This is a genomic window from Alistipes sp. D31t1_170403_E11 (assembly GCF_015553985.1).
Taxonomy (GTDB): domain Bacteria; phylum Bacteroidota; class Bacteroidia; order Bacteroidales; family Rikenellaceae; genus Alistipes; species Alistipes montrealensis.
This window is the reverse complement of the sequence record NZ_JADNHQ010000002.1, coordinates 624,140-648,238: the sequence shown is the minus strand read 5'-3', so window position 1 is coordinate 648,238 and position 24,099 is coordinate 624,140. Positions and strand designations below refer to the sequence as shown.

Annotated in this window: 22 protein-coding genes; 20 read left to right on the top strand and 2 right to left on the bottom strand. The window is 60.7% G+C overall.

The window, feature by feature from the left end:
- Window positions 1-39 precede the first annotated feature (39 nt).
- The 10 genes from leuS (at window position 40) to I2E69_RS05895 (ending at window position 9,598) form a co-directional block, all read left to right on the top strand.
- A complete protein-coding gene (gene leuS, locus I2E69_RS05940) occupies window positions 40-2,796 on the top strand; it encodes a leucine--tRNA ligase (protein ID WP_195459876.1) in 2,757 nt (918 codons plus the stop codon).
- 29 nt (window positions 2,797-2,825) lie between these two features.
- The gene (locus I2E69_RS05935; protein WP_195459873.1) at window positions 2,826-3,701 is read left to right on the top strand and encodes an alpha/beta hydrolase; all 876 of its coding nucleotides are present in this window, start codon (window positions 2,826-2,828) and stop codon (window positions 3,699-3,701) included.
- A 121-nt stretch (window positions 3,702-3,822) separates the two neighbouring features.
- Window positions 3,823-4,908 (top strand): peptide chain release factor 1, encoded by a 1,086-nt coding sequence (gene prfA / locus I2E69_RS05930; RefSeq protein WP_195459871.1) that lies wholly within the window; start codon window positions 3,823-3,825, stop codon window positions 4,906-4,908.
- Window positions 4,909-4,915: 7 nt separating this feature from the next.
- Window positions 4,916-5,215: an MGMT family protein gene (locus I2E69_RS05925; RefSeq protein WP_195459870.1), complete on the top strand. Its 300-nt coding sequence runs from the start codon at window positions 4,916-4,918 to the stop codon at window positions 5,213-5,215.
- Between the two features lie 124 nt (window positions 5,216-5,339).
- Entirely contained in the window at window positions 5,340-5,888 is a 549-nt protein-coding gene (locus I2E69_RS05920) for an energy transducer TonB (protein WP_195459868.1), read from the top strand.
- Between the two features lie 32 nt (window positions 5,889-5,920).
- Window positions 5,921-6,832 (top strand): 1,4-dihydroxy-2-naphthoate octaprenyltransferase, encoded by a 912-nt coding sequence (gene menA / locus I2E69_RS05915; RefSeq protein WP_195459866.1) that lies wholly within the window; start codon window positions 5,921-5,923, stop codon window positions 6,830-6,832.
- Window positions 6,832-8,091 carry an exodeoxyribonuclease VII large subunit gene (gene xseA / locus I2E69_RS05910; protein ID WP_195459864.1) on the top strand — a complete coding sequence of 420 codons (1,260 nt, stop codon included), beginning with the start codon at window positions 6,832-6,834 and terminating at the stop codon, window positions 8,089-8,091. The genes menA and xseA overlap by 1 nt, the downstream gene beginning before the upstream one ends.
- The gene (gene xseB / locus I2E69_RS05905) at window positions 8,073-8,264 is read left to right on the top strand and encodes an exodeoxyribonuclease VII small subunit (RefSeq protein ID WP_195459862.1); all 192 of its coding nucleotides are present in this window, start codon (window positions 8,073-8,075) and stop codon (window positions 8,262-8,264) included. The genes xseA and xseB overlap by 19 nt, the downstream gene beginning before the upstream one ends.
- Window positions 8,261-8,818: a GNAT family N-acetyltransferase gene (locus tag I2E69_RS05900; protein ID WP_195459860.1), complete on the top strand. Its 558-nt coding sequence runs from the start codon at window positions 8,261-8,263 to the stop codon at window positions 8,816-8,818. The genes xseB and I2E69_RS05900 overlap by 4 nt, the downstream gene beginning before the upstream one ends.
- Before the next feature lie 6 nt (window positions 8,819-8,824).
- A complete protein-coding gene (locus I2E69_RS05895; RefSeq protein ID WP_195459858.1) occupies window positions 8,825-9,598 on the top strand; it encodes a class I SAM-dependent methyltransferase in 774 nt (257 codons plus the stop codon).
- Here the strand turns inward: I2E69_RS05895 and I2E69_RS05890 are convergent.
- Window positions 9,551-10,453, bottom strand: coding sequence for a PHP domain-containing protein (locus I2E69_RS05890; protein WP_195459856.1), 903 nt, complete (start codon window positions 10,451-10,453; stop codon window positions 9,551-9,553). The genes I2E69_RS05895 and I2E69_RS05890 overlap by 48 nt on opposite strands.
- Before the next feature lie 2 nt (window positions 10,454-10,455).
- Window positions 10,456-11,112, bottom strand: a complete 657-nt coding sequence (gene trhA / locus I2E69_RS05885; protein WP_195459854.1) for a PAQR family membrane homeostasis protein TrhA — start codon at window positions 11,110-11,112, stop codon at window positions 10,456-10,458.
- A 160-nt stretch (window positions 11,113-11,272) separates the two neighbouring features.
- Between trhA and I2E69_RS05880 the strand changes: the two genes are divergently transcribed.
- From I2E69_RS05880 to I2E69_RS05835, 10 genes are all read left to right on the top strand, one after another.
- Complete coding sequence (locus tag I2E69_RS05880; protein ID WP_195459852.1) at window positions 11,273-13,474, top strand: RelA/SpoT family protein; 2,202 nt, start codon at window positions 11,273-11,275, stop codon at window positions 13,472-13,474.
- A gap of 32 nt (window positions 13,475-13,506) precedes the next feature.
- A complete protein-coding gene (locus I2E69_RS05875; protein WP_195459850.1) occupies window positions 13,507-14,127 on the top strand; it encodes a GNAT family N-acetyltransferase in 621 nt (206 codons plus the stop codon).
- A 147-nt stretch (window positions 14,128-14,274) separates the two neighbouring features.
- A complete protein-coding gene (gene argG, locus I2E69_RS05870; RefSeq protein ID WP_195459847.1) occupies window positions 14,275-15,477 on the top strand; it encodes an argininosuccinate synthase in 1,203 nt (400 codons plus the stop codon).
- Entirely contained in the window at window positions 15,474-16,436 is a 963-nt protein-coding gene (gene argC / locus I2E69_RS05865) for an N-acetyl-gamma-glutamyl-phosphate reductase (RefSeq protein ID WP_195459844.1), read from the top strand. The genes argG and argC overlap by 4 nt, the downstream gene beginning before the upstream one ends.
- A 218-nt stretch (window positions 16,437-16,654) precedes the next feature.
- Window positions 16,655-17,779 (top strand): aspartate aminotransferase family protein, encoded by a 1,125-nt coding sequence (locus tag I2E69_RS05860; protein WP_195459841.1) that lies wholly within the window; start codon window positions 16,655-16,657, stop codon window positions 17,777-17,779.
- 124 nt (window positions 17,780-17,903) lie between these two features.
- Complete coding sequence (locus tag I2E69_RS05855) at window positions 17,904-18,860, top strand: N-acetylornithine carbamoyltransferase (RefSeq protein ID WP_195459838.1); 957 nt, start codon at window positions 17,904-17,906, stop codon at window positions 18,858-18,860.
- Window positions 18,860-19,627: an acetylglutamate kinase gene (argB, locus tag I2E69_RS05850; protein WP_195459835.1), complete on the top strand. Its 768-nt coding sequence runs from the start codon at window positions 18,860-18,862 to the stop codon at window positions 19,625-19,627. The genes I2E69_RS05855 and argB overlap by 1 nt, the downstream gene beginning before the upstream one ends.
- Before the next feature lie 139 nt (window positions 19,628-19,766).
- The gene (locus I2E69_RS05845) at window positions 19,767-20,846 is read left to right on the top strand and encodes a M20 family metallo-hydrolase (protein ID WP_195460085.1); all 1,080 of its coding nucleotides are present in this window, start codon (window positions 19,767-19,769) and stop codon (window positions 20,844-20,846) included.
- Window positions 20,824-22,122, top strand: a complete 1,299-nt coding sequence (gene argH, locus I2E69_RS05840) for an argininosuccinate lyase (RefSeq protein WP_195459832.1) — start codon at window positions 20,824-20,826, stop codon at window positions 22,120-22,122. Before I2E69_RS05845 ends, argH begins: the two co-directional genes overlap by 23 nt.
- Before the next feature lie 69 nt (window positions 22,123-22,191).
- On the top strand, window positions 22,192-24,087 hold the full coding sequence (locus I2E69_RS05835; RefSeq protein ID WP_195459829.1) for a DUF4139 domain-containing protein: 1,896 nt from the start codon (window positions 22,192-22,194) through the stop codon (window positions 24,085-24,087).
- Window positions 24,088-24,099: the final 12 nt, after the last annotated feature.

The following is a 24,099-nucleotide window of genomic DNA, read 5'->3' as shown; positions in this document are numbered from 1 at the left end:
TATTTTTGCAGGAAAATCCGCAACAAAAACACACGAGATATGGAGTACAATTTCAAGGAAATCGAGCCCAAATGGCAGCGCCGCTGGCGGGAGAACAAGACCTACAAGGTGGAGACGGACCCCTCGCGGCCCAAATTCTACGTACTGGACATGTTTCCCTATCCGTCGGGCGCAGGCCTGCACGTCGGCCATCCGCTGGGCTACATCGCCTCGGACATCTACTCGCGCTACAAGCGCCTCAAGGGCTTCAATGTCCTGCATCCGATGGGCTACGACGCCTTCGGCCTGCCCGCCGAGCAGTATGCCATCCAGACGGGCCAGCATCCGGCCGTAACGACCGACCAGAATATCGCCCGATACCGCGAGCAGCTGGACAAGATCGGATTCTCGTTCGACTGGGACCGCGAGGTACGCACATGCGATCCCGGGTATTACAAGTGGACACAATGGGCGTTCCTCAAGATGTTCTCCTCGTACTACTGCTACGACAAGCAGCAGGCGCGCCCGATCGAAGAGCTGATCGCCGCATTCGAACAATCGGGAACCGAAGGGCTGAACGTCGCCTGCACGACCGAAATGCACTTCACGGCAGACGAATGGAACGCCAAAAACGAGCAGGAAAAGGAGCAGATCCTCCAGAACTACCGCCTTGCCTTCCGCGCCGATACCCAGGTCAACTGGTGTCCGAAACTGGGAACCGTGCTTGCGAACGACGAAGTACACGACGGACTTTCGGTCCGCGGCGGCTATCCGGTCGAACAGAAACGCATGAAACAATGGCTGCTCCGCGTGACCGCCTATGCCCAGCGCATGCTCGACGGACTGGACAAACTCGAATGGAGCGACTCGCTGAAGGAAATCCAGCGCAACTGGATCGGCCGTTCGGAGGGCGCCCAGGTCTTTTTCGACATCCAGGGCTCGGCGAAGAAACTGGAGATTTTCACGACCCGTCCCGACACGATTTTCGGCGTGACGTTCATGGTTATCGCCCCCGAACACGAATGGGTCGACTCCCTGACGACACCCGAAAACAAGGCTGCCGTCGAGGACTATATCTGCCAGACCAAGAAGCGCTCCGAACGCGACCGCATCGCCGACACAAAACGCGTCAGCGGCGTAGCCACAGGCTCTTACGCCATCAACCCCTTCACCAACAAAGCCATTCCGATCTACATCTCCGACTACGTGCTGGCGGGCTACGGAACGGGCGCCATCATGGCCGTTCCGGCACACGACTCGCGCGACTGGGCTTTCGCCCGGCATTTCGGCCTGGAGATCATCCCGGTGGTCGAAGGCGGAGACGTTTCGGTCGAGTCGTACGACGCCAAATCGGGCAAAGTAATCAACTCGGATTTCCTCAACGGAAAGGATGTAAAAGAAGCGATCGGACTAATGTTCGCCGAAGTCGAGCGCCGCGGATTGGGCAAGAAGCTCGTCAACTACCGTCTGCGCGACGCCATTTTCTCACGCCAGCGCTACTGGGGAGAGCCCTTCCCGATCTACTACAAGAACGACGTAGCCTACCCGCTGCCGGAAGACAAACTGCCGCTGGAGCTGCCTCCGATCGCGGACTTCGGTCCCACCGAGCAGGGCGAACCGCCCCTGGCCCGGGTCAAGGGCTGGGAGACGCCCGAGGGATATCCGTTCGAACTTTCGACCATGCCCGGATTCGCCGGATCGTCGGCCTACTACCTGCGCTACATGGACCCGCACAACGACCGGGCGCTCGTCGGCAAGGAGGCCGACGAATACTGGCGCAACGTGGACCTCTACGTCGGCGGCATCGAGCACGCCACGGGCCACCTGATGTACTCGCGCTTCTGGAACATGTTCCTCTACGACCTGGGAGCCGTCTGCGAACCGGAACCGTTCCGCAAGCTCGTCAACCAGGGCATGATCCAGGGCCGCTCGAACTTCGTCTACCGCATCGTCGGGACCGACAAGTTCGTGTCGCTGGGCCTCAAGGACCAGTACGAAACGCAGGCGCTCTACGTCGACGTGAACATGGTCCGCAACGACATCCTCGACCTCGACGCCTTCCGCGCATGGATGCCCGAATACAAGAACGCCGAGTTCATCCTCGAAGACGGCAAGTACGTCTGCGGCTGGGCCATCGAGAAGATGTCGAAGTCGTTCTACAACGTCGTGAACCCCGACTACATCGTCGACAACTACGGCGCCGACACGCTGCGCATGTACGAGATGTTCCTCGGTCCGCTGGAGCAGTCGAAGCCGTGGGACACCAACGGCATCGACGGCGTGCACAAATTCCTGCGCCGCTTCTGGCGCCTGTTCTTCGACCGCGACGGCCGCTTGTGCGTCACCGACGAAAAGGCGACCGAACAGGAGCTCCGCACGCTGCACAAGACCATCAAGAAGGTCTCCGAGGACATCGAGAATTTCTCGTTCAACACCTCGGTGGCCGCCTTCATGATCTGCCTCAACGAACTCGGCGAATGCTCCAAACGCGAAGTGCTCGAACCGCTGACCATACTGCTCGCCCCCTTCGCTCCGCATATCACCGAGGAACTGTGGGCCGCACTCGGACACACCGGTTCGGTCTGCACGGCCTCCTATCCGGCCTTCGACGAAAAGCACCTGGTGCAGAACTCGTTCGAATACCCCGTTTCGGTCAACGGCAAGCTCCGCTTCAAGAAGGAATACGCCGCCTCGATGACGCCCGCCGAAATCCAGGCCGATGTCGTGACCGCTCCCGAAGCGCAGAAATGGCTCGAAGGCAAAGCCCCGAAAAAAATTATCGTCGTGCCGGGCAAGATCATCAATATCGTGATCTGAACAGCATCCTGACACCAAAAACTTCCATTATGAAACGGATCATCCTACTAACTTTCGCAACGATTCTCGCCATGGCTACAACATCGGCAAAAGACTACGGACAGGCCGCGACAATCAAAATCTGGGACAACGCGACCGCTCCCCACAGCAACGGCATCACCACGCCGGAAACGGAAACCGAGCCCAACCGGCTGAGGAACACCTCGGAGGCGGTTCTCTACATCTTCCCGGCCGACGCGGCCAAGGCTACCGGCCAGGCTGTCGTAATCTGCCCCGGAGGCGGTTACGGCATGCTCGCCATCGACCATGAAGGCTACCAGATGGCGAAGTGGTTCGCCGCCAACGGCATCACGGGCGCCGTGCTGAAATACCGCATGCCCAACCACCATCCCGAAGTACCGCTCGAAGACGCGGAACAGGCCCTGCGCATCATGCGCGGCGACGTTTCGGGCGCCGAAGGCTACACCTGCCCGAAGGTCGGCATCGTAGGCTCCTCGGCCGGCGGACACCTCGCAGCGATGGCCTCGACGATCGGCAGCGTCCGCCCCGCCTTCTCGGTGCTCTTCTACCCGGTCATCACGGCCGTGCAGGGCAAGCGCCACCAAGGGTCGTTCATCAACCTGCTGAGCGAGGAACGCACCCCCGAGCAGGATGCGGCCTACTCGCTGGAAAGCCGCGTAACGGCCGACACGCCGCCGGCCATCCTGCTGCTCTCGGACGACGACAAATCGGTCCCGCCCGTCAACAGCACGCTCTACTACAACGCCCTGAAAGCAAACGGCATCGTGGCTTCGATGCACATCTACCCTTCGGGCGGCCACGGATGGGGCATCCGCGACAACTTCCGCTACAAGGAGGCATGGCAGGACGCCGTGCTGGACTGGCTCCGCCGGATCAACGAATAATCCCCCTGCAAGCGTATACCGGAGGGAATCCCGAGCCAGGGGTTCCCTCCGTTCGTTTTTTCGGTCGACGCATTGCCGTTTGCCGATTATTACGTATCTTTATGCCCAAAATAAAACAGATATGGCAGACAACACCATTTTAAACCGCCTCGACGGTTTGAAGCTCAAATACGAAGAGACGGGGCAGAAACTGACCGACCCCGAAATCATCGCCGATGTCAAACAGTTCATCCAGCTCACCAAGGAATACAAGGAACTGGAGCCGATCATCGAGACCTCGGAACGCTACCGCACGGCCATCGCCAACCTCGCCGAAGCCAAGGACACGCTGGCCACGGACAAGGACGAGGAGATGCGCGAAATGGCCCGCGAGATGATCGCCGAACTGGAGCCCCAGCTCACGCAGATGGAGGAGGAGATCAAGCTGTTGCTGATCCCCAAGGACCCGCAGGATTCGAAGAACGCCATCGTCGAGATTCGCGGCGGCACGGGCGGCGACGAGGCGGCGATCTTCGCCGGCGACCTGCTGCGCATGTACACCAAATACATCGAGTCGAAGGGCTGGCGCTACGAAATCACCTCGTCGTCGGACGGCGCTGCGGGCGGTTTCAAGGAGGTGGTGCTGAAAGTCTCGGGACAGAACGTCTACGGAACGCTCAAATACGAATCGGGCGTGCACCGCGTGCAGCGCGTACCCCAGACCGAGACGCAGGGCCGCGTGCATACGTCGGCCGCATCGGTCGCCGTGCTGCCCGAAGCGGAAGAGTTCGACATCGAAATTTCGATGAACGATGTCCGCAAGGACATTTTCTGCGCCAGCGGTCCCGGCGGACAGTCGGTCAACACGACCTATTCGGCCATCCGCCTGACGCACATCCCGACGGGCATCGTCGTACAATGCCAGGACCAGAAGTCGCAGTTGAAGAACTTCGACAAGGCCTTCGAAGAGCTGCGTACGCGTGTCTTCAACCTCGAATATTCGAAGTGGCTCGACGAGATCGCCTCGAAGCGCAAAACAATGGTTTCGACGGGCGACCGTTCGGCCAAAATCCGCACCTACAACTACCCGCAGGGCCGCATCACCGACCACCGCATCAACTATACGATCTACAACCTCTCGGCCTTCATGGACGGCGACATCCAGGACTGCATCGACCACCTGATCGTTGCCGAGAACGCCGAGCGTCTGAAGGAGAGCGAATTATAGCCGTACGATGGGCATTCCAGACGGTTTCGACGCGGAGGTTTACGACGTTGTCGCGCAGATACCTGCGGGCCGGGTCGCGACCTACGGCCAACTGGCCCGGCTGGTCGGTATGCCCGGTTATGCGCGCCGCGCAGGGCGCGCGCTGGCATCGGCCCCCGAAGGAGTTCCCTGCCACCGGGTCGTGAACGCCGCAGGCCGCACCGCACCCGGCTGGACCGAACAGCGGGAGCTGCTCGAAGCGGAAGGCGTCCGGTTCCGGCCGAACGGCTGTGCGGACCTTGTCCGCTCGGGCTGGGACCCCGCTTAAAAAGCAGGGTTCGGCGGGGCAGCGGCCGGCTGCAAGAAATTTTGTCCGGCTCCCGCCCCCGCCGAAGAAACGCTTTAGGGCAATAACGCGGCCTTACCGGCCGTTTTGCAAAAAAAGATACGGCATGAAAAGATACGTCCTGATTCTATGTGCGCTGTTCTGCGCCGCGACCCTCCGGGCCGCGACTCCCAAACCGCAGCCCCTGTACATCGTCAACGGCAAAGAGACGAAAGAGATACGCTCGATTCCTCCCGAAGACATCGAGCACGTCGAAATGCTCCCTGCCGACGAAGAGACCATCGCCTGCTACGGCCAGCGGGCCGCACACGGCGTCATGCTCATCACGCTGCGCTACGACCAGCCTGCCGCCTTCCCCGCAGATTCGACCTTCGGCAGTTACATCGCCCGGCAGGTGCGTTGGGACGCAAGCGAACCCACGGCCCGCGTGGTGCTGCGCTACAAAATCACCCCCGAAGGCGAAATCGTCATCCAGCAGGAACTCGAATCGACCGACAACCGCCTCAAGCGGCGCGTGTTGAAAGCTGTGGCGGAGGCCCCGCGCTGGCAGCCGGCGCAAAAGAACGGTTCGCCCATCGAAAGCGAAGGCGTACTGAGCATCCAGCTTCCCGAAGGCCGGCATCTGCCGCGGCAGATGGAACTGGTCATCCGCTGATCCCGTCCTACCCCGAAAATTAACCCCGAAACGTGAAAACCAACTCCCTATCCGCCTGGATTCTGGCTGTACGGCCTTACAGCCTCGGCAACTCGGTCATCCTCGTTCTGATCGGCTCCGCACTGGCCTATACCGACCATTCGTTCCACTGGCTGCCAGCCGTGCTGTGCCTCGTGTTCGCCGTGCTGATGCAGTGCACGGCCAACCTGGTCAACGACCTCTGGGATTTTCTGAAAGGGGCGGACAAACCCGACCGGCTGGGTCCCGACCGCGCCTTCGCCAAAGGATACATCACCTTCCCGGCCATGAAGGCAGGCATTGCGGGCTTCACCCTCGCGGCCTGTGCCGCGGGCATCGGACTGCTCGTCTGGGCGCTCCGCGCCGGCATCCTCCGCTACGGAGGCTGGGAACTCATCGCCGCAGGCGCCGCCTGCATCCTCTTTGCCTATTTCTACACCGCAGGACCCTGGCCGCTGGCTTACCACGGACTGGGCGACATTGCGGTCATTCTCTTTTTCGGACTGGTCCCCGTGGGATTCACTTACTACATCCAGACCGGAGCATGGACCTGGGAGGTCCTCGTGGCGGCGCTGGCCTGCGGACTGGTGATCGACACGATGCTGATGGTCAACAATTTCCGCGACCGCGAGGAGGACGCCCGCTGCAACAAGCGCACGATCGTCGTCTGCCTCGGCGCAGGCGTCGGACGCTGGGGCTACTTCGCCCTGGGGGCCGCAGCCGTCGCCCTGTGCCTCACGCTACTGGCCGGCGGCCGCATCTGGGCCGCCCTGCTTCCCCTTCCGTACCTCGCCGCACACACCGCCACATGGCGCAAACTGGTGCGTATCGACCACGGCGACGCCCTGAACGTCTGCCTGGGTGAGACGGCCCGCAACATCATGCTGTTCGGGGCGTTGCTAACCATCGGAATCCTGCTGGGCTGATGGCTGAATCACAACATATTACCCTGCGCGAGTTACAGCGCCGCGTGAAGTCGGCGCTCGAAGGGCAGTTCGCATTGCCCGTCTGGGTAAGTGCCGAAATCTCCGAAATAAAGGTCAACTACTCGGGCCATTGCTACCTCGAACTCGTGGAGAAGGGCGGCGACAACGGCGTCCCGACGGCGCAGGCCCGGGCCGTCGTATGGCGTTCGCACTACCCCCGCATTTCCGGTTATTTCGAGGCCGAAACGGGCCAGCGGCTCGCATCGGGCATCCGGATACTGGCCAAGGTGCTGGTCTCCTACCACGAGCTCTACGGCTTTTCGCTGCAAATCACCGACATAGACCCCTCCTACACGCTGGGCGACATGGAGCGGCAGCGGCAGCAGACCATCGCACAGTTACAGCAGGACGGCGTCTGGGACATGAACCGCGAGGCGACGATGCCCGCAGTCGTGCAGCGCATCGCGATCGTGTCGAGCGCCAACGCCGCCGGTTACCAGGATTTCTGCAAAGAGATGGACAAAAGCCCCTACCGGTTCACCCTCACACTGTTCGACGCCTTCATGCAGGGCGCTGCGGCCGAGGAATCCATCATCGAAGCCCTGTGCAGCGTCGCCGCCCGGATGGAAGATTTCGACGCCGTGGTGCTGATCCGCGGCGGCGGTTCGAGGAGCGACCTCAACTGTTTCAACGCCTACCGCCTCTGCGCCCATGTGGCACAGTTTCCGCTGCCGGTGGTGACGGGCATCGGGCACGACAAAGACACCAGCGTCGCCGACATGGTGGCCCACACGGCGCTCAAAACCCCGACGGCAGTGGCCGGATGGCTCGTCGGGCGCATGGCCGAAACCGACGGGTGGCTCGACTACGCGGCCCTGCAACTGCACGACACCACGACCGCGGCGATGCACGCCTCGGAGGTGCGCCTCGAACGCCTTTCGGGCGAGGTACGCCGGCTGAGCGGCGAACTCCTGACGCGGCAGTCGCTGCGGCTGGAACACCATGCGGCACTGCTGCCCGACGCGGCGCGCGACTTCCTCGCGCGGCAAAACGTCCGGCTCGGCAATGCCGCGGAACTCATCGCCGGGCGTTCGCCCGAACGCATCCTCCGCCTGGGCTTCGCCGTCGTGCGCACCGGAGGCAAAGCCGTGACCTCGGCCCGGGAAGTCGGAGCCGGGGAAAACATCGAGATAGAAGTTTCCGACGGCCAAATAGAAGCAATCGTAAAAGCTGGAAAAATATGGCAAAAAAAGAGCTGACCTACGCCGCGGCGATGGCCGAAATCGAAAAGATACTCGCGCGCCTGCGCAACGAAGAGATGGATGTCGACAACCTCGCCGCCGAGGTGAAGCGCGCGACGGAACTGATCGCCTCGTGCAAGGCGCGGCTGCGCAAAGCCGAAGAGGATGTGAACAAAATCCTGGAACCATGACAAAAGAAACGATAACCCTCCGGGAAACGAATCCCACGGATCTCGCCGAAATCGTCCGCGTACAGAAAGAGGCGTTCGGCTACGACAAGGAAGCGGAACTGACCGCGGCGCTCCTCGGCGACGCCAGCGCCCGGCCGTACGTGTCGCTGCTCGCATTCCGCGGCGGGAAGGCCATCGGGCACATCCTGTTCACCCGATGCCGCATCGAAGGCGCACAAACGGCGCAGGAAGGACACTACATCCTCGCCCCGCTTGCCGTCGTCCCGGAGTGCCAGCGGCAGGGCGTCGGGGGAGCGCTGATCCGAAAGGGGCTGGAACTCCTGCGCGAAAGGGGTGCGAAGCTCGTTTTCGTGCTGGGCCACAAGGAGTATTACCCGCGTCACGGATTCGTCCCCGACGCCGGGAAACGGGGCTTTCAGGCGCCTTATCCCATCGCGGAACAGGATGCCGACTATTGGATGGTACAAACCTTGCCGGAAGCAGGATTCACGGAACACAAAGGACGGGTGCTGTGCGCCGAAGCACTGGACCGTCCCGAACATTGGCGGGAATAGAAGGCTATGAAAAAACTGATTCGCTGGTCGCTCAACCACATTCCGCGTCCCGTCCTGCAACGCATCGCGGGATGGGCCGTGCCCGTGGCGGGGCTGTTTTACAAAGGCCGCGGGGTCCAGTGCCCCGTGTGCGGCTCGAAGTACCGCAGATTCATGCCCTACGGCTACGTGCAGTCGCGCCCCAACGCGCTGTGCCCCAAATGCCTGTCGCTGGAACGCCACCGCCTGCTGTGGCTCTATCTCACGCGTGAAACCGATCTGCTGACGGCTTTTCCGCGCACGCTCCACATTGCCCCCGAGGTCTGTATCATGCGCCACTTAAAGCCCCACTTCAGGTCGCACCCCGGACAATATGTCACGGCCGACCTGGAAAGCCCGCTGGCAGACCTGCATTTCGACGTACAGCAGATTCCGCTGGCGGATAATTCGGTGGATGTCGTGCTCTGCAACCACATCATGGAACATGTCGCCGACGACCGGAAAGCGATGCGCGAACTGCACCGTATCCTCAAACCCGGCGGCTGGGGCATCGTCCTCTCGCCGGTGGATGCGGATTACGAGCGGACCTACGAGGACGACACGATCACCGACCCCGGCGAGCGCACGCGCATCTTCGGGCAGTACGACCACCGGCGCATCTACGGCGCCGACTACGCCGACCGCCTGCGTGAAGCGGGCTTCGAAGCCGCAGACATCGACTATGCCGCGACTTTCTCCGACGCCGAGCGCAGGTTATACGCCCTGCCGGCCGATCACATTTACGTGGTTTACAAAGTCTGACAGGCGGCCGTCGAAGCGGCCGTCCGCCGGAAAGCGTCCGATGGCGATCCGCGGCTTGGTCTTGCCGTGAAAATCGCTTCCGCAAGTCATGAAAGCTCCCTTGGAGAGTACCAGCGAGGTGAAATAAACGGCCTGCTCCGGGCTGTGGTAGTTGTTGAAGACCTCCAGTCCGGCGGCCCCGCGGTCGAGCAGTTGCCCGGCGATCTCTTCGCGGCCCCGGAAATTGAGCCCCGGATGTGCGACGACGGGGATTCCCCCGTTGTCCCGGACCAGGGAGAGGGCTTCGCGGTAATCCATATATTCGACGGGGACGAACGCCGGACGGCCCTGCGCGAAATAATCGAGATAGAAGTTGATATACGGCATGTCGCTCCTGTCGCCACCCTCCATATAGGGCTGCAACAGAGGCGTATGGTACTTTTCATCGGCAAGCATCACCTCGGCGATCAGTTCGCCCGTAGGCAGTTTGCCGCCGGCGGCGGCCAGCACGGCATCGGCGTCGATCCGAAAACCCAGTCGGAGCAGGTTGTCGACCATGCCGCCCAGCGACGCCGTCACCTTTGCGGCGACGGACTCTTCCAACCGGGCGAAATCGGACGACCGCCAGTCGATGCCGTAGCCCAGCAGGTGGAGGTCCGTACCCCGGTAGTTGCAGTCGATCTCGATGCCAGGAATAAAGCACAGGCCCGCGGCAGCGGCCGCTTCGGCGGCTTCGCTGACGCCGCGCACCGAATTGTGGTCGGTCAGGGAGAAAGCGCCCAGCCCGCAGGCCGAACACATGCCGGCGATTGCAGCGACGGAAAACTCCCCGTCACTGCTGTATCCGGAGTGGATATGCAGGTCGAAAGCAGCCATAATCAATAGAGATAAAACACGATCCCGACGAAGTGCGCCGCAACCGCGAGGTTAATCAACAAATGCCACACCATGTGGTGGTAGCGAAAGCCCTTGCGGGCGTAAAACCAGGCGCCGAGCGTATAGAGTACGCCGCCCAATGCGATCAGCACCACGAGGGGCGTCGAGGCGTGGTTCACGAACAGCGGCAGGAAGAAGACGATCGTCCAGCCCATGACCAGGTAAATGGTCAGGCTGATGGCAGGTATCGACTTGCGGGACAGCGACTTGTAGAAAATCCCGAAAATTACCATCGCCCATTGCAGGACCGTGATGAAAATACCCTGCCAGCCGCCGATGACGGACAGCGCGATGGGCGTGTAACTGCCCGCGATGGCGACGTAGATGAAAATGTGGTCGAGGATGTGGAAAACCTCTTTGTGTTCCGACTGCGGGTTCATCGAGTGGTAGAGCGTCGAGGCGAGGAACATCAGGAAAATCGAAATGACGAAAACCGACACCGACGCCGACGCCAGAATCGCGTCCGGATCATGCACATAGGCCCACACGGCGGCAAAGGGAAGGGCCAGAAGCGCCAGCAGCGACATCACGCCGTGCGACACGGCATTGCCGATCTCCTCGCCTACGGTCGGCACATAAATCTCCTTTTTCTTTCCCATCGCATAACGTATTGGTTCAACGTTACAAATTTATAATTTTTTTTCATATCTTTGCCAAAGTTACTTACGCTCGGACGGGCTATGCCCCGGCACAGTTGCGGACGCACTGCCGCCGTTGGCCGGCATCGTCTTTGCCGTCAAGGATTTAGGTTAGGTAAAAATGGACTTCTCACGTTACGAAAAACTCCGCTCGCTCGTGCGCGCGAACTTCTCGGAGCAGACCCAGAAACTCGTCGACGAGGCGCTGGAGTATGCCGACGCGAAGCTCGCCGGATTGGTGCGTTACGACGATACGCCCCTTTTGGAGCATGCCGTCGCGGTAGCTTCGATCGTGATCTCGGAGGTGGGCCTGGGCCGCAACTCCACCATTTCGGCAATCCTCCACGATGTCGTGCGGCTGGCCCACAAGCAGCTTCCGCCCGAGGAGTTCCTGGCCCTGAGCACCGACATTCGCAAACGCTTCGGCGACGAGGTCGTGGGCATCACCCTCGGGCTGGCGAACATTTCGGAACTCAAGCTCAAGGTCGCCAAGGAGCAGGCCGACAATTTCCGCGACCTGATCGTAAGCTACTCCGAGGACCCGCGCGTCATCCTGATCAAACTGGCCGACCGGCTCGAAGTGATGCGTTCGCTGGAGATGTTCCCCCGCGAGAAGTGGCGCAAGAAGAGTTGGGAGTCGATGAACCTCTACGCACAGATCGCCCACAAACTGGGTCTTTACAACATCAAGAGCGAATTGGAGGACATCGCCCTGCGCTACCTCGAACCGAAGGATTACGAGCACATCGTCCTGAAACTCGAAGAGAGCGCCGAGGAGCGCAAAGCCTTCATCGGGCGGTTCCTCGTCCCCATCGAGCAGCGGCTGACCAAACTCGGCATCAAATACCACATCAAGAGCCGCACCAAGTCGATCTTCTCGATCTGGACCAAGATGCACAAACAGCACGTCCCGTTCGAAGGCGTCTACGATATTTTCGCCATCCGCATCATCATCGACTGTCCGCGGGAAGCTGAAAAGCAGATGTGCTGGACGGCCTATTCGGTGGTGACGGATTTTTATACCCCCAACCCCAAGCGCCTGCGCGACTGGATAGCGATCCCCAAGTCGAACGGCTACGAATCGCTGCACACCACCGTATCGGCCGAAAGCCGCTGGGTCGAGGTGCAGATCCGCTCCGAGCGCATGGATGCCGTGGCCGAACGAGGCATCGCGGCGCACTGGCGTTACAAGGGAGTCAACCAAGGGGCGCAGACGAGCGAAATGTGGCTGGGACACCTGCGCGAACTGATCGAAGACACGACGCACTCGCTGGCGCAGCGTTTCGACGCGAAGCCCGCCTCGGGTGAAATCTTCGTTTTCACGCCCAACGGCGACCTGCGCAAGCTGCCCGAAGGGGCTACGCTGCTCGACTTTGCGTTCGACATCCACACCTCCCTCGGCTCGACGTGCGTGGGCGGAAAGGTCAACGGCCGCGCCGTGCCGATCCGCGAACAGATGCGCAACGGCGACATCGTCGAGATCACGACCCAGAAGAACCAGACGCCCAAAGCGGACTGGCTGTCGTTCGTGGTGACCTCGAAGGCCCGCAACAAGATCAAATCCTTCCTGCGCGAAGAGCAGGCCAAGCATACGCGCATGGGGCGCGAGGAGCTGGAACGCAAACTCAAGAACTGGAAATTCGCCATCACCATCGACGAAGCGGTGGCTTACCTGGCCAAATATTTCAAGCTGCGCCTCGGAACGGAGGTCTATGCCCTGATCGCCACCCAGAAGCTCGACTTCGGATCGATCAAGGAGATCCTCGCACGCCACCTCTCGGGGGAAGCCGCCGAAGAGCGCCGCGCCGCGGCCGCCGAGATCGAACGCCAGAAGGCCGCGCTGCACGGCACGCAGGAAAAAGCCGCGCCGCAGGATGCGCTGGTAATCGACGACGACATCTCGAAGATACAATACAAACTGGCCAAGTGCTGCAACCCGATCAAAGGCGACGACGTGTTCGGCTTCGTGACGATCAACGCGGGAATCACCATCCACCGCTGCGACTGTCCCAACGCCAAGCGCATGCGTGAGAATTATCCCTACCGGGTGATCGACGCCCGCTGGCGGCAGTCGGCCGAGGGGGCGTTCCGCGTCTCGATCCGCATCGTGGCGGCCGACACGACCGGCATGGCCAACCACATCACCGAGGTCATCATCCGCGACCTGAAACTCAATATCCGCACGATGAACTTCGCGCCGGCCGGAAACGGCTGCGTCGCGGGAATCGTCGCCGTCGAAGTGCCCGGCACGGGCGTCGTGGATACGCTCATCCACCAGATCATGCGCATCAAAGGCGTACAGCGCGCCTATCGCATCAACTAATTCGTCAACTTTTTTACCCACACAAACGATAAATGAATAACAACACAATCAGCGTCGTATTCGCCGACTCATCGCACGCACATTTCGCACCGCGCATTTGTGATCTGATCTATGAGTCGGCCCTGCAGCGGGGTACGGGCATCGCAAAGCGGTCGCCCGAGTACATCGCCGCAAAAATGACCGGTGGCAAGGCCGTCGTGGCGCTGGACGGTGAGAAACTGGTCGGGTTCAGTTACATCGAGTGCTGGGGTCACGGCGACTTCGTCGCCACCTCGGGACTGATCGTCGATCCGGAGTACCGGCATATGGGACTCGCGGAGCAAATCAAGCGACGAACCTTCGAGCTGGCCCGACGACGATTTCCGTATGCCAAGTTATTCAGTATCACCACGTCGTTGCCGGTCATGAAGCTCAACTCGCGGATGGGTTACGTCCCCGTGACCTTCTCGGAACTGACCGAAGACGAGGACTTCTGGCGCGGCTGCGAAGGCTGCTGCAACTACGACATCCTGCAACGCAACCAGCGGCGCATGTGCCTCTGCACGGGCATGCTCTACGATCCGGCCAAAGAACCGGTGGAAAAGCAGTCGCGGCTGGCTCCCTACCGGATGTTCTTTAAGAACAAGTTCAAAAAGCTATTTCACCTGAAGTAAAAATCCGGACCGCGACGCGACGAGTCCCTCCACGGAGAAGAGGTTCGGAGCGGGGCCGGAACGGAGTACGACGCCAAAGGCGGCGACAACGACCGGAAGATTTGCGAACCGGTCAAAACGAGTAAAAAAATTAAAACTGACATATCTATGGAAAAGAAGAAAGTAGTTTTGGCATTCAGCGGAGGTCTCGACACCTCGTTCTGTGTAAAATACCTCTCCGAGGAGAAGGGTTACGATGTCTACACGGCAATCGCCAACACGGGCGGATTTTCGAAACCCGAACTGGAGAAGATCGAGAAACGCGCCATGGAACTGGGCGCCACGGCGCATGCGACGCTCGACATCGAGCAGGAATACTACGAAAAGAGCATCCGCTACATGGTCTTCGGCAACATCCTGCGCAACGGAACCTACCCCATTTCGGTAAGCTCGGAGCGCATTTTCCAGGCCATCGCCATCATCGAATACGCCAAGCAGATCGGCGCCGACGCCGTAGCCCACGGCTCGACCGGCGCAGGTAACGACCAGGTGCGCTTCGATTTGACATTCCAGATTCTCGCTCCCGAAATCGAGATCATCACCCCGACGCGCGACATGACCCTCACACGCGAATACGAGATCGACTACCTGCGCAAGCACGGCATCACGGCCGACTACAAAAAGATGGAATACTCGATCAACAAAGGCCTGTGGGGCACGTCGATCGGCGGCAAGGAGACCCTCCACTCGGAACTGACGCTGCCCGAAGAAGCATATCCCAGCCAGGTGACGGCCGACGGCGAGGAACGCCTCACGATCTCCTTCGAGCAGGGCGAAATCGCAGCCGTCAACGGCAAGGCATATGCCGACAAGGTCGAGGCAATCCGCGCCGTGGAGGCCATCGGCTCGAAATACGGCATCGGCCGCGACATGCACATCGGCGACACGATCATCGGCATCAAGGGCCGCGTAGGCTTCGAAGCCGCAGCGCCGATGCTGATCATCGCAGCGCACAAGATGCTCGAAAAGCACACGCAGACCAAGTGGCAGATTTACTGGAAGGACCAGGTGGCGACGTGGTACGGCATGTTCCTCCACGAAGCGCAGTACCTCGAACCGGTGATGCGCGACATCGAGGCGATGCTCCTGTCGTCGCAGCGCAACGTCACGGGAACCGTGGAACTGATCCTGCGTCCGCGCAACTATACGCTCGTGGGCGTCGATTCGTCGTTCGACCTGATGAAGACCGACTTCGGCGAATACGGCGAGGTCAACAAGGCCTGGTCGGCAGACGACGTGAAGGGATTCACGAAGATCCTGGGCAACCAGATCAAGATTTTCTACAACGTCCAGAAACGCAACAAGAAATGATCCGCGCCGGTATCATCGGAGGCGCCGGGTACACCGCCGGCGAACTGATCCGGTTGCTGGTCAACCACCCGCAGGCCGAAATTGCCTTTGTACACAGTACGTCGAATGCAGGCAACCGCCTTTCGGACGTACACGGCGGACTGGAGGGCGACACCAACATGCGGTTCAGCGATTCGTACGACCTCGGGGCGATCGACGTGCTGTTCCTCTGCTCGGCCCACGGACAGAGCAAGGTCTGGATGGAGGAGAACGACATCCCGGCCGGGCTGAAAATCATCGACCTGGCACAGGACTTCCGCGACGAGACGTGCGGATTCGTCTACGGCCTTCCGGAACTGACCCGCGAACGCATCCGCCGTGCGGAGCGCGTGGCCAATCCGGGATGTTTCGCCACGGCGATTCAGTTGGCTTTGCTGCCGCTGGCTGCCGCGGGACTGTTGCAGGACGAAGTGCACGTGACGGCAGTGACGGGTTCGACGGGCGCAGGCGTAAAACCTTCGGCCACGACCCATTTCAGCTGGCGGTCGGACAACATATCGGTTTACAAGGCCTTCACGCACCAGCACCTGCTGGAGATCGGGCGCAACCTGCGGCGGCTGGAGCCGTCGTTCGGCTATGAAGTGAACTTCGTGCCGATGCGCGGCGACTTCACGCGGGGCATCCTGGCAAGCGTCTACACGACGTGTCCGCTCGACAACGAGGCGGCGTTCAGGCTCTACGCCGATTTTTACGCCCCCTCGGCATTCACGACCGTATCGGAACGCGAAATAGACCTCAAGCAGGTAGTGAACACTAACAAGGGGCTGCTCCACGTAGCCAAACACGGCGGCAAACTGCACATCGTGTCGGCTATCGACAACCTGCTGAAAGGCGCTTCGGGGCAGGCCGTGCAGAACATGAACCTGATGTTCGGGCTGGACGAAAAAGAAGGTCTGAAACTGAAAGCAAGTGCATTTTAACCGGCGGCTTTCAACCGCCGCACGACAACCGCTTTTTGGTCGGCAAAAAGCGGTGCAAAAACCGACCGGCTGACAAAAAAAGCTGAAAGACGCGGCCTAACGCTGGCTCCGGGCGACTATTCGCGGGTTTGCAAGCAAACCGTCCCCTGCGCTCGCGCTTTTAGTCCGCATCTTTCCCGACGCTTTTTTTGCCGGGCCGGACACCAAAAATTACGACAATGGAATTATTCAACGTATATTCGCTATATCCGATCGAACCCGTCCGGGGCAAAGGCAGTTTTGTCTACGACGCGGCAGGAACCGAGTACCTCGATCTCTACGGCGGCCATGCCGTCATTTCGATCGGCCATGCGCAGCCCGACTACGTACGGGCCGTGCAGGAACAGGTAGCCCGGCTCGGGTTCTACTCGAATTCGGTCGAGAACTCGCTCCAGACGACGCTGGCCGAAAAACTGGGCCGCGCGTCGGGATACGACGATTTCCGGCTCTTCCTCTGCAACTCGGGAGCCGAGGCCAACGAAAACGCCCTGAAACTGGCGTCGTTCCACACGGGGCGCGCCAAAGTGCTGGCCCTCTCGAAGGCTTTCCACGGACGCACGTCGGGAGCCGTCGCCGTGACGGACAATCCCGCGATTTCGTCGCCCTTCAACCGCACGCCCAACGTGGAGTTCGCACCGCTGAACGACATCGAAGCCGTGCGCGCGAAACTCGCCACGCGGGAGTTCGCAGCGGTGATCGTCGAAGGCATCCAGGGCGTTTCGGGCATCCACTGCCCGACGGACGAGTTCCTGCGCGCCGTACGCGCCGCAGCGACCGAAACCGGGACGCAACTCGTATTGGATGAAATCCAGTCGGGATACGGCCGCACAGGACGTTTCTTCGCCCACCAGGCGGCAGGCATCCGGCCCGACCTGATCACCACGGCGAAGGGTATGGCCAACGGATTCCCCATCGGCGGCGTGCTGATCGCACCCCACTTCGAAGCGCGTCCGGGATTGCTCGGAACGACCTTCGGGGGCAGCCACCTCGCCTGCGCAGCGGCAATCGCCGTACTCGACGTGATCGTACGCGACGGACTGGTGGAGAACGCGGCGCAGGTCGGCGAATACCTGCTGGCCGAACTGCACAAGATCGGCGGGCTGAAAGAAGTTCGCGGACGCGGCCTGATGATCGGCATCGAGATCGAGGGTTCGGGAGCGGAACTGCGCAAGCGGCTGCTCTTCGACAAACACATATTCACGGGCGGGGCGGGCGCTTCGACCGTGCGGCTGCTGCCGGCATTGTGCCTGACGCGCGAACTGGCGGACCGCTTCCTCGAAGCGTTCCGGGAGACGATGGGATAACGGCAGCCAGCACAAACTCCCGCCGAGGCCGGGCAGACCCCTAAACGGCACTTTTGCCGCCGGCGACAGCCTCCCGAAGCGGAACCCGAAACAATTAACAAGGAACGAAAAAGAAACGGAATCTATGGATAAATTTACCTGCGTACAAGACATAGGCGACCTGAAAACTGCCGTCGCCGAAGCGCTGGAGATCAAGCGCGACCGCTTCCAGTTCACAGGACTGGGGCGCAACAAGACCCTGCTGATGCTCTTCTTCAATTCGAGCCTCCGCACGCGCCTCTCGACCCAGAAGGCGGCGATGAACCTCGGCATGAACGTCATGGTTCTCGATGTCAACCAGGGAGCGTGGAAACTCGAAACCGAAAGGGGCGTGGTGATGGACGGCGACAAGGCCGAACACCTGCTCGAAGCCATTCCGGTCATGGGATCGTACTGCGACGTGATCGGCGTACGCTCGTTCGCCCGGTTCAACGACAAGGCCGAAGACTACGAAGAGCGCGTCCTGGAGCAGTTTATCCGCTACGCGGGACGCCCGGTCTTCTCGATGGAGGCTGCGACGCGCCACCCGCTGCAAAGTTTCGCCGACCTGATCACCATCGAGGAGCACAAGGCCACGGCACGTCCGAAGGTCGTGATGACCTGGGCCCCGCATCCCAACGCCCTGCCGCAGGCCGTACCGAACTCGTTCGCCGAGTGGATGAACGCCGCGGACTACGATTTCGTGATCACCCATCCCGAAGGCTACGAACTCGACCCGAAATTCGTGGGTACGGCGCGCGTCGAATACGACCAGCGCAAGGCCCTCGAAGGCGCCGACTTCGTCTACGCCAAAAACTGGGCGGCCTACACCGATCCCAACTACGGCAAAGTCTTGTCGAGGGATCGTTCGTGGACGGTGGACACGGAGAAAATGGCCCTCACCAACAATGCTTACTTCATGCACTGCCTGCCCGTAAGGCGCAATATGATCGTGACGGACGACGTGATCGAATCGCCGCGTTCGCTGGTGATTCCCGAGGCTGCGAACCGCGAGATCTCGGCCCAGGTGGTACTCAAACGACTGTTGGAGGGACTGGAATAATGGAGAAAATCACGGTCGTAAAAATCGGCGGCAACGTCATCGACAACCCCGAGGCGCTGAAGCGGTTCCTCGAAGAGTTCGCGGCATTGCAGGGAGCCAAAATACTCGTACACGGCGGCGGAAAACTGGCCACGCGCCTCGCCGAACGGCTGGAACTGAAGGTGCAGATGGTCGACGGACGCCGCATCACCGACAAAGGCACGCTGGACGTGGTGACGATGGTTTACGCCGGGCTGATCAACAAGCAGGTCGTGGCCGGACTGCAGGCCGCAGGATGCAACGCACTCGGCCTGTCGGGCGCCGACGGCAACGCCGTGACGGCCCGCCGGCGCGACCCCAATCCGGTCGATTACGGATTCGTGGGCGACATCGAACGCGTGGACTCAGGATTGCTGCGCAGGCTGCTGGAAGGGGGCATCACGCCCGTCTTTTCGGCCATCATGCACGACGGACAGGGGACGCTCTTGAATTGCAACGCCGACAGCGTGGCTTCGGCCATTGCGCTCGGAGCAGCGGAAATTGCACCTGCGGACCTGGTTTTCTGCTTCGAGAAGAACGGCGTGCTGCGCGACCCGGAGGACGACACGACGCTGATCCGCGAGATCACGTCCGAAACCTACGCCCCGCTCAAGGCCGACGGCATCGTGAGCAAGGGAATGATTCCCAAGATCGAAAATGCCCTGAAAGCCGTTGAAAAGGGAGTGCGGAGCGTTACGATCAAGCACTCGGAAAACCTGCTGAACGAAATCGGAACAACTATAAAATAACACCGTTTTGCGGCACGGGCCGTCTTGTTCACGACCTTTGGTCGTGTTTGCAAATCCGACCCCGCCCTAAACCCTCCCTCAGGGAGGGACTTAATGCCGCAAACGGCAAAATCAGCGCTCCGGAATGCCGAACTCGAAAATGAACATGAAGACCACGGAAGCCATCGGGTTACTGAAACAACTTATTGCGACACCCTCCCTCTCGCGCGACGAAGCGCGTACGGCGGACCTGCTTTTCGCGTTCCTCGCAGAGCGCGGAGCGACGCCCGAACGGCTGCGCAACAACGTTTGGGCCCGGGCGGAAGGATTCGACCCGGCACGGCCGACGCTGCTCTTGAATTCGCACCACGACACGGTGCGTCCGGCCGCTTCGTACACGCGCGATCCCTACACGCCCGCCGTCGAAGGCGACAGGCTTTACGGCCTCGGCAGCAACGACGCGGGGGCTTCGGTGGTAAGCCTCACGGAGACCTTCCTGACGTTCCGCACGCAGCCGCTGCCCTTCAACCTCGTGCTGGGCATCTCGGCCGAGGAGGAGTGCATGGGGGAGAACGGCATCCGGGCCTTGCTGCCCGCGCTGGGAAAAATCGACATGGCGCTGGTGGGAGAACCGACGGGAATGCAGGCAGCGCTGGGCGAGCGGGGACTGGTCGTCCTGGACTGTGTGGCGCACGGCAAAAGCGGCCATGCGGCGCGCGGCGAAGGGGTGAACGCCCTCTATATCGCATTGGACGACATCGCACGGCTGCGCGGATTCCGCTTCGAGCGGGAATCGGAGCTGCTCGGACCGATCGGCATCGCTGTGACGCAGATCGAAGCGGGCACACAGCACAACGTCGTACCCGACACGTGCCGGTTCGTCGCGGATATCCGCACCACGGACGCCTACACCAACGAAGAGACGGTCGAAATCCTGCGGGCCGCGATCCGTTCCGAAGCGACGCCCCGGTCGACGCGCATCCGCGCTGCGGCGGTCGGCGAAGGGCATCCGCTGGTGAAGGCGGCAAAAGCCGTCGGACGCGAAACCTACATTTCACCGACGACTTCGGACCGCACGCTGATGCCGTTCCCGTCGCTCAAGATGGGTCCGGGACAATCGTCGCGGTCGCACACGGCCGACGAATTCGTGCTCCTCACGGAGATCGCGGAGGGAATCGCCGTTTATGAAAAATACATCGAAAAATTGGCACAGGAATATGGCAACCAAACTTTGGGATAAGGGCTTCGAGCCCGACAGGATGATCGAGGAGTACACCGTAGGCAACGACCGCGAACTGGACATGCGGCTGGCAAAGTACGATGTCGAAGGGTCGCTGGCGCACATCGCCATGCTCGAAAAAATCGGGCTGCTGACGGCGGAGGAACTCGAAAAACTCACCGGGGGACTCCGCGAAATCGCGGCAGAGATCGAAGCCGGACGTTTCGAAATCGAACCCGACACCGAAGACGTGCATTCGCAGGTCGAGCTGATGCTCACCCGCCGGCTGGGCGACGCGGGTAAAAAAATCCACTCGGGGCGTTCGCGCAACGACCAGGTGCTCGTGGACCTCAAATTGTTCCTGCGCGACGAACTGAGGCAGATAGCCGACGCCGTGAAGGCCGTGTTCGACCGCCTGCAGGAGCAGAGCGAGAAATACAAAGAGGTGCTGATGCCGGGTTACACCCACCTGCAGATCGCCATGCCCTCATCGTTCGGACTGTGGTTCGGGGCTTATGCCGAAACGCTGATCGACGACATGCGCCTGGTGGCCGCGGCATGGCACATCGCCAACCAGAACCCGCTGGGGTCGGCGGCCGGATACGGCTCGTCGTTCCCGCTGGACCGCACGATGACCACCCGCCTGATGGGTTTCGAGGCGCTGCACTATAACGTCGTGGCGGCGCAGATGAGCCGCGGCAAAAGCGAACGCGCCGCCGCGGCCGCCATTGCCGCCGTGGCCGCGACGATCGGCCGCCTGGCGATGGACGTATGCCTGTTCATGAGCCAGAATTTCGGGTTCGTAACGCTCCCCGACGAGTTGACCACCGGGTCGAGCATCATGCCCCACAAGAAAAATCCCGACGTTTTCGAGATCATGCGCGGACGCTGCAACCGCCTGCAGTCGGTCCCCAACGAAATCGCACTGCTGACGACGAACCTCCCGGTGGGTTATCACCGTGACCTGCAGTTGCTGAAAGACATCCTTTTCCCGGCGACGAGCGAGATCAAACGCACGCTCGGAATGTGCGATTTCATGCTGGCGCATATTCGTGTAAACAAAAACATCCTCGACGACAAAAAATACGACTACCTCTTCACGGTGGAAGATGTCAACCGGATGGTACTCGCAGGTACTCCCTTCCGCGAGGCTTACAAGCAGGTGGGCATCGCTGTCCAGAAGGGCGAATACAGCCCCACGCGCGAGGTGAGCCACACCCACGAAGGCAGTATCGGCAACCTCTGCACGGCGGAAATCAGGCACAAGATGGAGCGCGTGCTCGAAGAGTTCGAGTAGAAGCCCGAACGCTTGGCTATTCGGAATATTTTCCTAACTTTGTTTGAACCAATCCAAACCGACAAAGTCATGGAGATAAAACGTATGCTGTTGCTGCTGCTGGGACTGGCCGCAGCGACCTCCGCAGCCGCGGGACCGCAGAAGGTGAAAACCGCCGTAGAAAAAGTAACCCTGTTCATCGACGGCGCGCAGGTGACGCGCACCCGGCAGATCGACCTCCCGGCCGGAAACTCGACGGTCGTATTCACCGGCCTGTCGCCCTACCTGGACGACAAAAGCATGCAGGTAAGCGCCAAAGGGAAATTCACGGTGACGGCCGTCAACCGTCTTTTCAACCATACGGACAGCCTCGAACGTTCGACGCGCCAACAGGCGCTGGAACGCGAAATCGCAGAAACGGAGCGGCAGCAGAAACAACTGAAGGCCTCGCGCGAGGTGATCGAAGCCGAGTATGCCATGCTGAAAGTCAACTGCTCGGTCGGCAACCGGAATGTCGCCACCCCGCTGGCCGGCATCAAGGAACTCAACGAGTACTACACGACGCGCCTGCAGGCCCTCAAAAGCAAAGAGTCGGGCATCAACGAAGAAGCGGCGAAACTGGACGCCCGCGAACGCCGGCTGAGGGCGGAATTGGCGGAACTGGGCGGCAGGCAGTCGGTTCCGATGAGCGAAGTGGAGGTCCGGATCGAAGCCCCCGCGGCCTGCAAGGCATCGTTCACACTGACCTACTACGTTCGTAACGCAGGCTGGTTTCCCTCCTACGACATTCGCTCGGGCGGGTTGTCGGAGCCGGTCGAAATCTCCTACAAAGCCAATATTTTCCAAAATACCAAAGAGGAGTGGAAGAACGTCGAACTGACGCTCTCCTCGTCGAACCCCAATACCGGGAGCATCGCCCCGCAGTTGCGGACCTACTGGCTCGACTACGGCCTCGCAGCACCGCGTTACAACGTCAACCTGACAAACAACACCGTTTCAGGTATCGTATTCGACAGCCGACGCGAACCGCTCGCGGGCGCCAGCGTACTCGTTCCGGGAACGACGATCGGCGCCATCACGGACACGCAGGGCCGTTATTCGATCACCGTTCCCAACGGTGCGACCAGCCTGCAATTCAACTACCTCGGCTACAAGCCCCGGACGCAGGCGATCTCGGGCAGCACGATGAACGTAACGATGCAGGAGGACATGACCGCAATGGACGAAGTGGTCGTTATGGGATACGGGACCCAAAAGAAGAATATGCTGGCGGGAGCGGCAATTCCGAGAAACGACAGCAAAATGCGGGTTACGGAAGTAGATTTTGCAGAATTTGACGCCGAGAGCGCCGTGATGGATGTCGAACAGACGCAGAACCAACTGGGCTACGAATTCGAAATCAAGCAGCCCTACACCGTTGCCTCCGACGGCAAGAGCGTCACGGCGGAGATCGGACGGTTCGACCTGCCGGCCGCCTACACCTACCAGAGCACGCCGAAGATCGACAAGGACGCCTTCCTCGTGGCGGAAGCGACCGACTGGGAGAAACTCAACCTGTTGCAGGGCGAGGCCAACGTCTATTTCGAAAACACGTTCGTCGGCAAGAGCATCCTCGACCCCAACCAGACGAGCGACACCCTCCGCTTCTCGATGGGCCGCGACCGGAATATCCGCATCGAACGCACCAAGGAGAACGACTATTCTTCGCGCCGGGCCATCGGATCGAACCAGACCCAGACCACGGGGTGGAAATTCGTCATACGCAATACGCGCACGGAACCCGTCGTGCTGACGCTTGCCGACCAACTGCCCGTGTCGCGCAACAGCGCCATAAACGTCACCGCCGAAGAACTGAGCGGAGGACAGTTGGACAAGGAGAGCGGCATCGTCACCTGGAAAATGGAACTCAAACCCGGCGAGCAGCGCGAACTGCGCCTGCGCTATGCGGTGAAGTATCCCAAAGGGCGGATGCTGGTGATCGAGTAACCCGGGAAACGC

Excerpts from the sequence above, each read along its gene's own strand:
- leuS (WP_195459876.1), top strand. The coding sequence starts at position 40 with ATGGAGTACAATTTCAAGGAAATCGAGCCCAAATGGCAGCGCCGCTGG.
- I2E69_RS05935 (WP_195459873.1), top strand. The coding sequence starts at position 2,826 with ATGAAACGGATCATCCTACTAACTTTCGCAACGATTCTCGCCATGGCT.
- prfA (WP_195459871.1), top strand. The coding sequence starts at position 3,823 with ATGGCAGACAACACCATTTTAAACCGCCTCGACGGTTTGAAGCTCAAA.
- I2E69_RS05925 (WP_195459870.1), top strand. The coding sequence starts at position 4,916 with ATGGGCATTCCAGACGGTTTCGACGCGGAGGTTTACGACGTTGTCGCG.
- I2E69_RS05920 (WP_195459868.1), top strand. The coding sequence starts at position 5,340 with ATGAAAAGATACGTCCTGATTCTATGTGCGCTGTTCTGCGCCGCGACC.
- xseA (WP_195459864.1), top strand. The coding sequence starts at position 6,832 with ATGGCTGAATCACAACATATTACCCTGCGCGAGTTACAGCGCCGCGTG.
- xseB (WP_195459862.1), top strand. The coding sequence starts at position 8,073 with ATGGCAAAAAAAGAGCTGACCTACGCCGCGGCGATGGCCGAAATCGAA.
- I2E69_RS05900 (WP_195459860.1), top strand. The coding sequence starts at position 8,261 with ATGACAAAAGAAACGATAACCCTCCGGGAAACGAATCCCACGGATCTC.
- I2E69_RS05895 (WP_195459858.1), top strand. The coding sequence starts at position 8,825 with ATGAAAAAACTGATTCGCTGGTCGCTCAACCACATTCCGCGTCCCGTC.
- I2E69_RS05890 (WP_195459856.1), bottom strand. The coding sequence starts at position 10,453 with ATGGCTGCTTTCGACCTGCATATCCACTCCGGATACAGCAGTGACGGG.
- trhA (WP_195459854.1), bottom strand. The coding sequence starts at position 11,112 with ATGGGAAAGAAAAAGGAGATTTATGTGCCGACCGTAGGCGAGGAGATC.
- I2E69_RS05880 (WP_195459852.1), top strand. The coding sequence starts at position 11,273 with ATGGACTTCTCACGTTACGAAAAACTCCGCTCGCTCGTGCGCGCGAAC.
- I2E69_RS05875 (WP_195459850.1), top strand. The coding sequence starts at position 13,507 with ATGAATAACAACACAATCAGCGTCGTATTCGCCGACTCATCGCACGCA.
- argG (WP_195459847.1), top strand. The coding sequence starts at position 14,275 with ATGGAAAAGAAGAAAGTAGTTTTGGCATTCAGCGGAGGTCTCGACACC.
- argC (WP_195459844.1), top strand. The coding sequence starts at position 15,474 with ATGATCCGCGCCGGTATCATCGGAGGCGCCGGGTACACCGCCGGCGAA.
- I2E69_RS05860 (WP_195459841.1), top strand. The coding sequence starts at position 16,655 with ATGGAATTATTCAACGTATATTCGCTATATCCGATCGAACCCGTCCGG.
- I2E69_RS05855 (WP_195459838.1), top strand. The coding sequence starts at position 17,904 with ATGGATAAATTTACCTGCGTACAAGACATAGGCGACCTGAAAACTGCC.
- argB (WP_195459835.1), top strand. The coding sequence starts at position 18,860 with ATGGAGAAAATCACGGTCGTAAAAATCGGCGGCAACGTCATCGACAAC.
- I2E69_RS05845 (WP_195460085.1), top strand. The coding sequence starts at position 19,767 with ATGAACATGAAGACCACGGAAGCCATCGGGTTACTGAAACAACTTATT.
- argH (WP_195459832.1), top strand. The coding sequence starts at position 20,824 with ATGGCAACCAAACTTTGGGATAAGGGCTTCGAGCCCGACAGGATGATC.
- I2E69_RS05835 (WP_195459829.1), top strand. The coding sequence starts at position 22,192 with ATGGAGATAAAACGTATGCTGTTGCTGCTGCTGGGACTGGCCGCAGCG.